This window comes from Streptomyces sp. NPDC051555, from assembly GCF_044454405.1.
GTDB lineage: Bacteria > Actinomycetota > Actinomycetes > Streptomycetales > Streptomycetaceae > Streptomyces.
On record NZ_JBITDP010000009.1, the window covers coordinates 163,097 to 169,811 of the forward strand.

The 6,715-nt window shown below is 70.9% G+C and carries 5 protein-coding genes and 1 pseudogene; all 6 read right to left on the reverse strand.

Annotation, left to right across the window (positions count from 1 at the left end; translation table 11 throughout):
• Positions 1-30: 30 nt before the first annotated feature.
• Positions 31-885: an ABC transporter permease gene (locus ACIBEA_RS20430; protein ID WP_399262776.1), complete on the reverse strand. Its 855-nt coding sequence runs from the start codon at positions 883-885 to the stop codon at positions 31-33.
• Positions 882-2,069 (reverse strand): ABC transporter ATP-binding protein, encoded by a 1,188-nt coding sequence (locus ACIBEA_RS20435; RefSeq protein ID WP_399262778.1) that lies wholly within the window; start codon positions 2,067-2,069, stop codon positions 882-884. The genes ACIBEA_RS20430 and ACIBEA_RS20435 overlap by 4 nt, the downstream gene beginning before the upstream one ends.
• A 200-nt stretch (positions 2,070-2,269) precedes the next feature.
• Positions 2,270-3,049, reverse strand: coding sequence for an ABC transporter permease (locus tag ACIBEA_RS20440; RefSeq protein WP_399262994.1), 780 nt, complete (start codon positions 3,047-3,049; stop codon positions 2,270-2,272).
• Between the two features lie 2 nt (positions 3,050-3,051).
• Positions 3,052-4,128, reverse strand: a complete 1,077-nt coding sequence (locus ACIBEA_RS20445) for an ABC transporter ATP-binding protein (RefSeq protein ID WP_399262780.1) — start codon at positions 4,126-4,128, stop codon at positions 3,052-3,054.
• Positions 4,129-4,275: 147 nt separating this feature from the next.
• Positions 4,276-5,214 (reverse strand): cellulose-binding protein, encoded by a 939-nt coding sequence (locus tag ACIBEA_RS20450; protein WP_399262782.1) that lies wholly within the window; start codon positions 5,212-5,214, stop codon positions 4,276-4,278.
• 194 nt (positions 5,215-5,408) lie between these two features.
• A pseudogene (locus tag ACIBEA_RS20455) lies at positions 5,409-6,715 on the reverse strand (hypothetical protein); the annotation flags it as partial.

Here is a 6,715-nt window from a genome sequence, read left to right on the forward strand (position 1 = left end):
GTACCGACCCGGGCCGGCCGGGCCCACGGGTCACACGTCGCGGCGCCGGACCGCCAGGTACGAGGCGCTCACGGTGGCGCCGGTCACCAGGACGAGCAGGGCCAGCTGGAGCACCTTGCTCGGCAGGTCGGTGCCGTTCGCCCCGTCCGGCATGCCGAAGAGCTGCATCATGGCGACCAGGGCGTTGTAGTCGAGGACCAGCCGTCCCAGGCCCGCCGAGGCCGACCAGATGCTGAGCATCCCCCCTATCACCGGCGGTAGCGTCACCACGCCGATCATCACCGCGATCGCCCCGGCCGAGTGCCGCACCAGCGTGCCGACGGCGAGCGAGAGCACCCCGAGCAGGGTCACGTACAGGCTCACCAGCAGCCCCGAGAGCCAGGCGGAGGCGTTGTCGTGCGGACCGGAGGCGGGACCGCCGTGCACCATGGCCGTCGTGATCCCGACCAGGAAGATCGAGCCGGCCAGGATGACGAAGGCGACCGCGCTGAAGACGAGGTACTTCGCGGTGAGCACCCGGTGCCGGTCGGGCGCGGCGGCGAAGGTGGTCCGGGCCAGCCCGGTGCCGTACTCGGAGGTGATCGTCAGCACCCCGAGCACGATCACCGAGAGCTGTCCGACCAGCAGGCCGAACAGCGCGGGCGCGATGTACGGCATGTTCTTGTAGTTCTCGTCGGAGGTCTGTGACACGAAGGCCAGCCCGACGCCGACGACGGTCACGACCAGGGAGCCGAGCGTCCACATCGTGGAGCGGACCGAGACCATCTTGGTCCACTCCGAGGCCACCGCGTGGCCGAGGTGCGGGCGAGGCGTGGGCAGCGGGGCGGTGTTGCCCGCCGGGCCCGGCCGCGGTGCCCGCTGCTGCGTGCTGGTCGGCGGGGTCATCGGGAGTCCTCGGGGTTGTTCGGCACGGTCCGGGCGAGATCGGCGGGGCTGCTCGGCATCAGGAAGGACGCGGTGGCCCGGGCGGGCCCGGCCGTGGAGGCTCCGGGCGCGGGATCCGGCGCCGCGGGCCCGGTGCGCGCGGGCGCGCCCTCGGCTCCGGGGGCCGCGGGCGCGTACCAACCGTCGTGGGGGACGACCGGCGCGGCCTCCTCCTCCCAGGCGGGCACGCTCAGCGGCTCCGGTTCGAAGAGCTCGGCCCGCGGGTCGTCGGTGGAGGTGTACTCGACCGCGGCGTGGGTCATCCGCATGTAGGCCTCCTCCAGCGAGGCCTTGTGCGGCGACAGTTCCCACAGCCGTACGCCGCCCCCGTGCGCGAGGTCGGAGATGCGCGGCAGCTCCAGCCCGGCCACCCGCAGGGCGCCGTCCGGCTCCTGGAGGACCCGTCCGCCCGCCCCGGTGAGGATCTCGGAGAGGGCGCCCCGGTCGCCGGGGGCGTCGTCCGCGGTGCGGACCCGAGCGAATCCGGCCGAATTGTGCGTGATGAACTCCTGCACGCCCATGTCGGCCAGCAGCCGCCCGCGCCCGATCACGATCAGGTGGTCGGCGGTCAGGGCCATCTCGCTCATCAGGTGCGAGGAGACGAAGACGGTCCGGCCCTCGGCGGCCAGTTGTCGCATGAGGTTGCGGACCCAGAGGATCCCCTCGGGGTCGAGGCCGTTGACCGGCTCGTCGAAGAGCAGCACCTGCGGGTCGCCGAGCAGGGCCGCCGCGATCCCGAGCCGCTGGCCCATGCCGAGCGAGAAGCCCTTGGTGCGCTGGCGGGCCACGTCCTGGAGGCCGACCACCTGGAGCACCTCGTCCACCCGCTTCTCCGGGATCCCGGAGAGCTGGGCGAGGGCCAGCAGGTGGACCCGGGCCCGGCGGCCGCCGTGGACCGCCTTGGCGTCGAGCAGGGCCCCGACGTTGCGCTGTGCGTTCGCCAGCTCGCGGAAAGGAGCGCCGTTGATCGTGACGTGCCCGGCGGTGGGCCGGTCCAGGCCGAGGATCATGCGCATGGTGGTCGACTTCCCGGACCCGTTGGGCCCCAGGAAACCGGTCACGTGACCAGGCCTGACCTGGAAGGAGAGCTGGTCGACCGCGGTCTTGGCGCCGAAGCGCTTGGTCAGGCCGACTGCCTCGATCATTCCGTGTCCCTTGCCTGGCCGGCGGGATTCGCCCGCGTAAGGCTTAAGAGGATATCGAGCCTCGTACGGTTCCACCCCCGGCCGATCCCTGAGGTACCCCTGAGATGCGACCCGGGGCCGCCCCTGAGTAAGGGGCGGCCCCGGATCGTGGATCAGGTCGTGGATCGGGCCGCGGATCGGGCTGTGGATCAGGCTGTGGATCAGGCGTCGCGGTGCTTGAGGACGAAGTACCCGCCGAGCACGACGGCCAGCACCCACAGCGCCATGATGCCGAAACCGCCCCAGGGGCCGTACGGCGCCGCAGCGCTGTCCATACCACCCGGCACCACCTGCATGACCTTGGAGCCGGCCTGGTCCGGGAAGTACTGCGCGACCTTGCGGGTCGCGCTGACCGCGCCGAGGATCGGCGAGACCAGGAAGAAGAACGGCATCAGGATGCCGAGCGAGAGCATCGAGCTGCGCAGGATGGTCGCCACGCCCATCGAGAACAGTGCGGTCAGCGTCATGTAGAGGCCGGCGCCGATGACCGCGCGCAGGACGCCCGCCTCGCCGATGCCGATGCTGTGGCTGCCCAGGATGGCCTGACCGAGGAAGAAGGACAGGAAGCTCGTCGCCAGCCCCACGATCAGGGCGAGCCCGGTGGCGGCGGTGAGCTTGGCGAGCAGGAAGTTCGCCCGGCCCGGCACGGCGGCCAGCGAGGTGCGGATCATGCCCGTGCTGTACTCGCTGCCGACCACCAGGACGCCGAAGACGATCATGGCGAGCTGGCCGAGGGTCATCCCGGCGAAGCTGGCCACCGTCGGGTCGAAGGTGAGCTGCTGGGCCTGGTCCATGTCCTTGAACGTCGCGTTGAAGACCGCGCACAGGCCGGCGCTGACGCCGACGGTGACGACCAGCGCGGCGATCAGGGTCCAGATGGTGGAGGAGACCGTGCGGATCTTGGTCCACTCGGACTGGAGGACGGCGGGGAAGGAGGCCATGGTCACTTGCCGCCCTTGCGCTGCGCGTCGAAACCGGCGCCCCAGGCGGGGACGTCGGCGGGTCGGGCCGGGTTGTCGCCGGGGAGCCCGGGTCCGCCGGGTCCGTCGGGGCCGCCGGGCGCTCCGGGGCCCGCGTGGTGCCCGGGACCGATGGGGTGTCCGGGGGTGCCGGAGGAGTGGGCGTGGTACTCGACCGAGTCGGCCGTCATGCGCATGAAGGCTTCTTCCAAGGAGGCCCGTTGCGGGCTGAGTTCGTGCAGCACGATCTGGTGCTGGGCGGCGAGCTCGCCGAGCTGTTCGGAACCGGCCCCGTCGATCTCCAGCGAGCCGGTGCCCGGGACGTCGATCGCCAGGATGCCCGCCCCGTGCAACACGTCCTTGAGCCGCTCCTGTTGCGGGGAGCGCAGGCGCACGAAACTGCGCGAGTTCTGCTGGATGAAATCGGCCATCGAGGTGTCGGCGAGCAGCCTGCCCTGGCCGATCACGATCAAATGGTCTGCGGTCAGCGCCATTTCGCTCATCAGGTGGGAGGAAACGAAGATCGTCCTTCCCTCCGAGGCCAGGCCCTTCATGAGATTGCGGATCCAGAGAATTCCTTCGGGATCCAGACCATTGACGGGTTCGTCGAACATCAGGATTTCCGGATCACCGAGCAGCGCGGAGGCGATTCCCAGCCGCTGGCCCATGCCGAGCGAAAATCCTTTGGACTTCTTCTTCGCGACGGAGGTCAACCCGACCAGGTCGAGCACCTCGGAGACCCGGCTCGTCGGGATCCGGTTCGACTGTGCGAGGCACAAGAGGTTGTTGTAGGCGCTGCGTCCGCCGTTCATCGCTTTCGCGTCCAGCAGCGCGCCGATGTATTTCAGCGGTTCCGGCAGGTCCCGGTAGTGCTTGCCGTCGATCCTGACCGAGCCGCTGGTCGGGTTGTCGAGGTCGAGCATCATGCGCATGGTCGTGGACTTGCCCGCCCCGTTGGGGCCGAGGAAGCCGGTCACCACCCCCGGTCTGACCTGGAAGCTGAGGTTGTCCACGGCGGTCTTCGCGCCGAATCGTTTGGTAAGGCCCTCAAGCTCGATCATGCGGCCACGCTAGAACGCCGTAGGGCCTTGCGCCACCTCAAAAGGTGCCACAAGGCCCTGGAACGCGGCATTTCGCTACCAGCGAGTAGCATCCGTCAGGTTCAGCCGATCGGCCTCACCCGGCGCACGCGATGCCGGCGGAGTGCGTCAGCGGCTCTGCTGGGCCGGAACGCCACGGGTGACCGGCTCGTCGTCGATCGGGGAAGCGGCCGCGGCCACCGCCGCACCGGTCAGCGTCGCGAGCATCTCGCGGACGTTGGTCAGCTGCGCGTTGATGGAGTCGCGGCGGTTGGTGAGCGCCGCCAGCTCGCGCTCGGACTCGCTGCGGATGCGGTCCGCCTTGGCGTTGGCGTCGGCGACGATGTCCTCGGCCTGGCGCTGCGCGGTCTCGACGGTCTGCCGGGCGCGGCGCTCGGCGTCCGTGCGGAGCTTCTCGGCCTCCAGGCGCAGCTGCTCCGCCCGGTGCTCGATCTCGGCGAGGCGCTTCTCGGCCTTGGCCTGGCGGCCCGCCAGGTCGCGCTCGGACTGCTCGCGGCGCTTGGCCAGGTTGGTCTCGAAGTCCGCGGCGGCCTGGGCGGCCTTGGCGCGGGTCTCCTCGAAGAGCGCGTCGGCCTCCTCGCGCTTGGAGGCGGCGTCCTTCTGTGCCTCGGAACGCAGGGTGGCCGAGTCGCCCTTGGCCTTCTCGACGATGCGGACGCCCTCGTCCTCCGCCTTCGACTTGCGGTCGGCCGCGAACGATTCGGCGTCGTTGCGCACCTGCTGGGCCGCCGACTCGGCCAGCTCGCGGTGCTGCTCGGACGCGCGGCGGGCCTCCTCGCGCAGGTCCTTCGCCTCCTCCTCGGCGAGCCGCAGGATCTTCTCGACCCGGGCGCCGAGACCGGCGTACGACGGCTCGGCGTCGTTGACCTGGGCCTGGGCGTTCTGCGTTTCGAGGTGTAGTTCCTCGATCCGCTTCTCCAGGGAGTTGATGCGGGACAGGGCGCTGTCACGGTCGGCGACGATCTTGGTAATGCGGTCGTCCACCTGACCGCGGTCGTAACCACGCCGCACGAGCTCGAAGCCGAAGGGTGAGGAAGTGTCGCTCATGAGGTTCCTGTCGAATGAGACCGATGAGGTGCTACGTGAGGTGTTAAGGGGAATCCTAGGCGCCGGAGCGGCGTGTCATCGAGTCAATCCAGGTTTGATCTGGACAATGACACCCCTTTTGAGTGGCAAGGCGACGGAATGCTTGTCACTCGTACGCCTGAACCCCCATCAGGGGCACACAATTTGTGCGCCGACTAGCCCTCTGACGTCTTCCCACCCGAACGAGTGGAACCGGCCGACGCTCCCGCCTTCACTCCGCCCGAGCCCTGACCACCGACCGCGGGCTTTGCGCCACCCGAAGGCGCCTCGAATGATTCCAACGCCTCAAGCACGTCCTGGACACGGGAGATCTCGGCCTGAATGTCCTCGCGCCTGCGCACCAGGACCTCCAGCTCACGCCGCCCCTCGTCGACCAGTTGCCCGGCCTCCGCCTGCGCCGCCGACCGGATCCCCTCGGCCTCCCTCACCAGTTCGGCCTTCTTCTGCTCCGCCTCCTTGAGCAACTGCTCGGCCTTGCGGACGGCCGCGATCCGGACCTTGCCCGCCTCGCTGCTCGCGTCCGACACCAGCGCCTTGGCCTTCGCGTCGGCCTCCTGGCTCTGCTCGGTCGCCGCCTTCACCAGCTTGTCCACGCGCTCACCGGCCGACCGCATCTGCTCGGACGACTCCCGGCGGGCGCGCTCGTGCAGCTCCTCGACCTCGGCCTCGACCCGGCCGCGCAGCTCCTCCGCGCGTTCCCTTATGGCCGACGCGTCCGTGCGCGCGCCGACCAGCAGCTCGTCCGCGTCCGTACGGGCCTTCTCCACCGTCGAGTTGCCCTCGACGGTCGCCTCCGAGGTGATCCGCGCGGCCTCCTTGCGGGCCGCGTCGACCATCGCGTCGGCCTGCTCCTCGGCCTGCGTGGTGGCCGCCAGGGCCGCCGCCTGCGCGTCGGACGCGAGCTTGTCCGCCTCCGCCGACGCCTCGGTGATGAGCCGGTCCACCTGCTCCGCGGCCTCGCTGCGGCGCTTGTTGGCCGCCTGCCGGGCCTCGTCCAGCAGCCGCTCCGACTCGGTACGGGCCTGCGTGCGCACGCGCTCCGCCTCCGCGGCCGCCTCCGCCTTGACCCGCTCCGCGCCGTCCCGGGTCCGGGTCGCGTGCTCCTGCGCCGAAGCCAGCGACTCGGACGCCTCGGCGCGCAGCCGCTCCGCCTCCGTCGCGGCCTCGCCGACCGTCCGCTCGTTGTCCTTGCGGGTCAGCTCCGTGAGGCGGGCCGCCTCCGAGGAGGCCTCGCCGATGAGCCGGTCCGCCTGCTCGGCCGCCTCGGACCGCAGCCGGCCCGCCTCGGCGCGCGCCTCGTCCAGGGTCTGCTCGGACTCCCGCTCCGCCGCGGCCAAGGTCTCCGCCGCGGCGAGCGTGACCCGCTCCGCCTCGGCCGTGGCCTCGCCGATGATCCGGCCGCCCTGCGCGCGGGCGTCGTCCAGGGTCGCGGCCGCCTCGGCACGCAGCCGCTCCGCGTCCG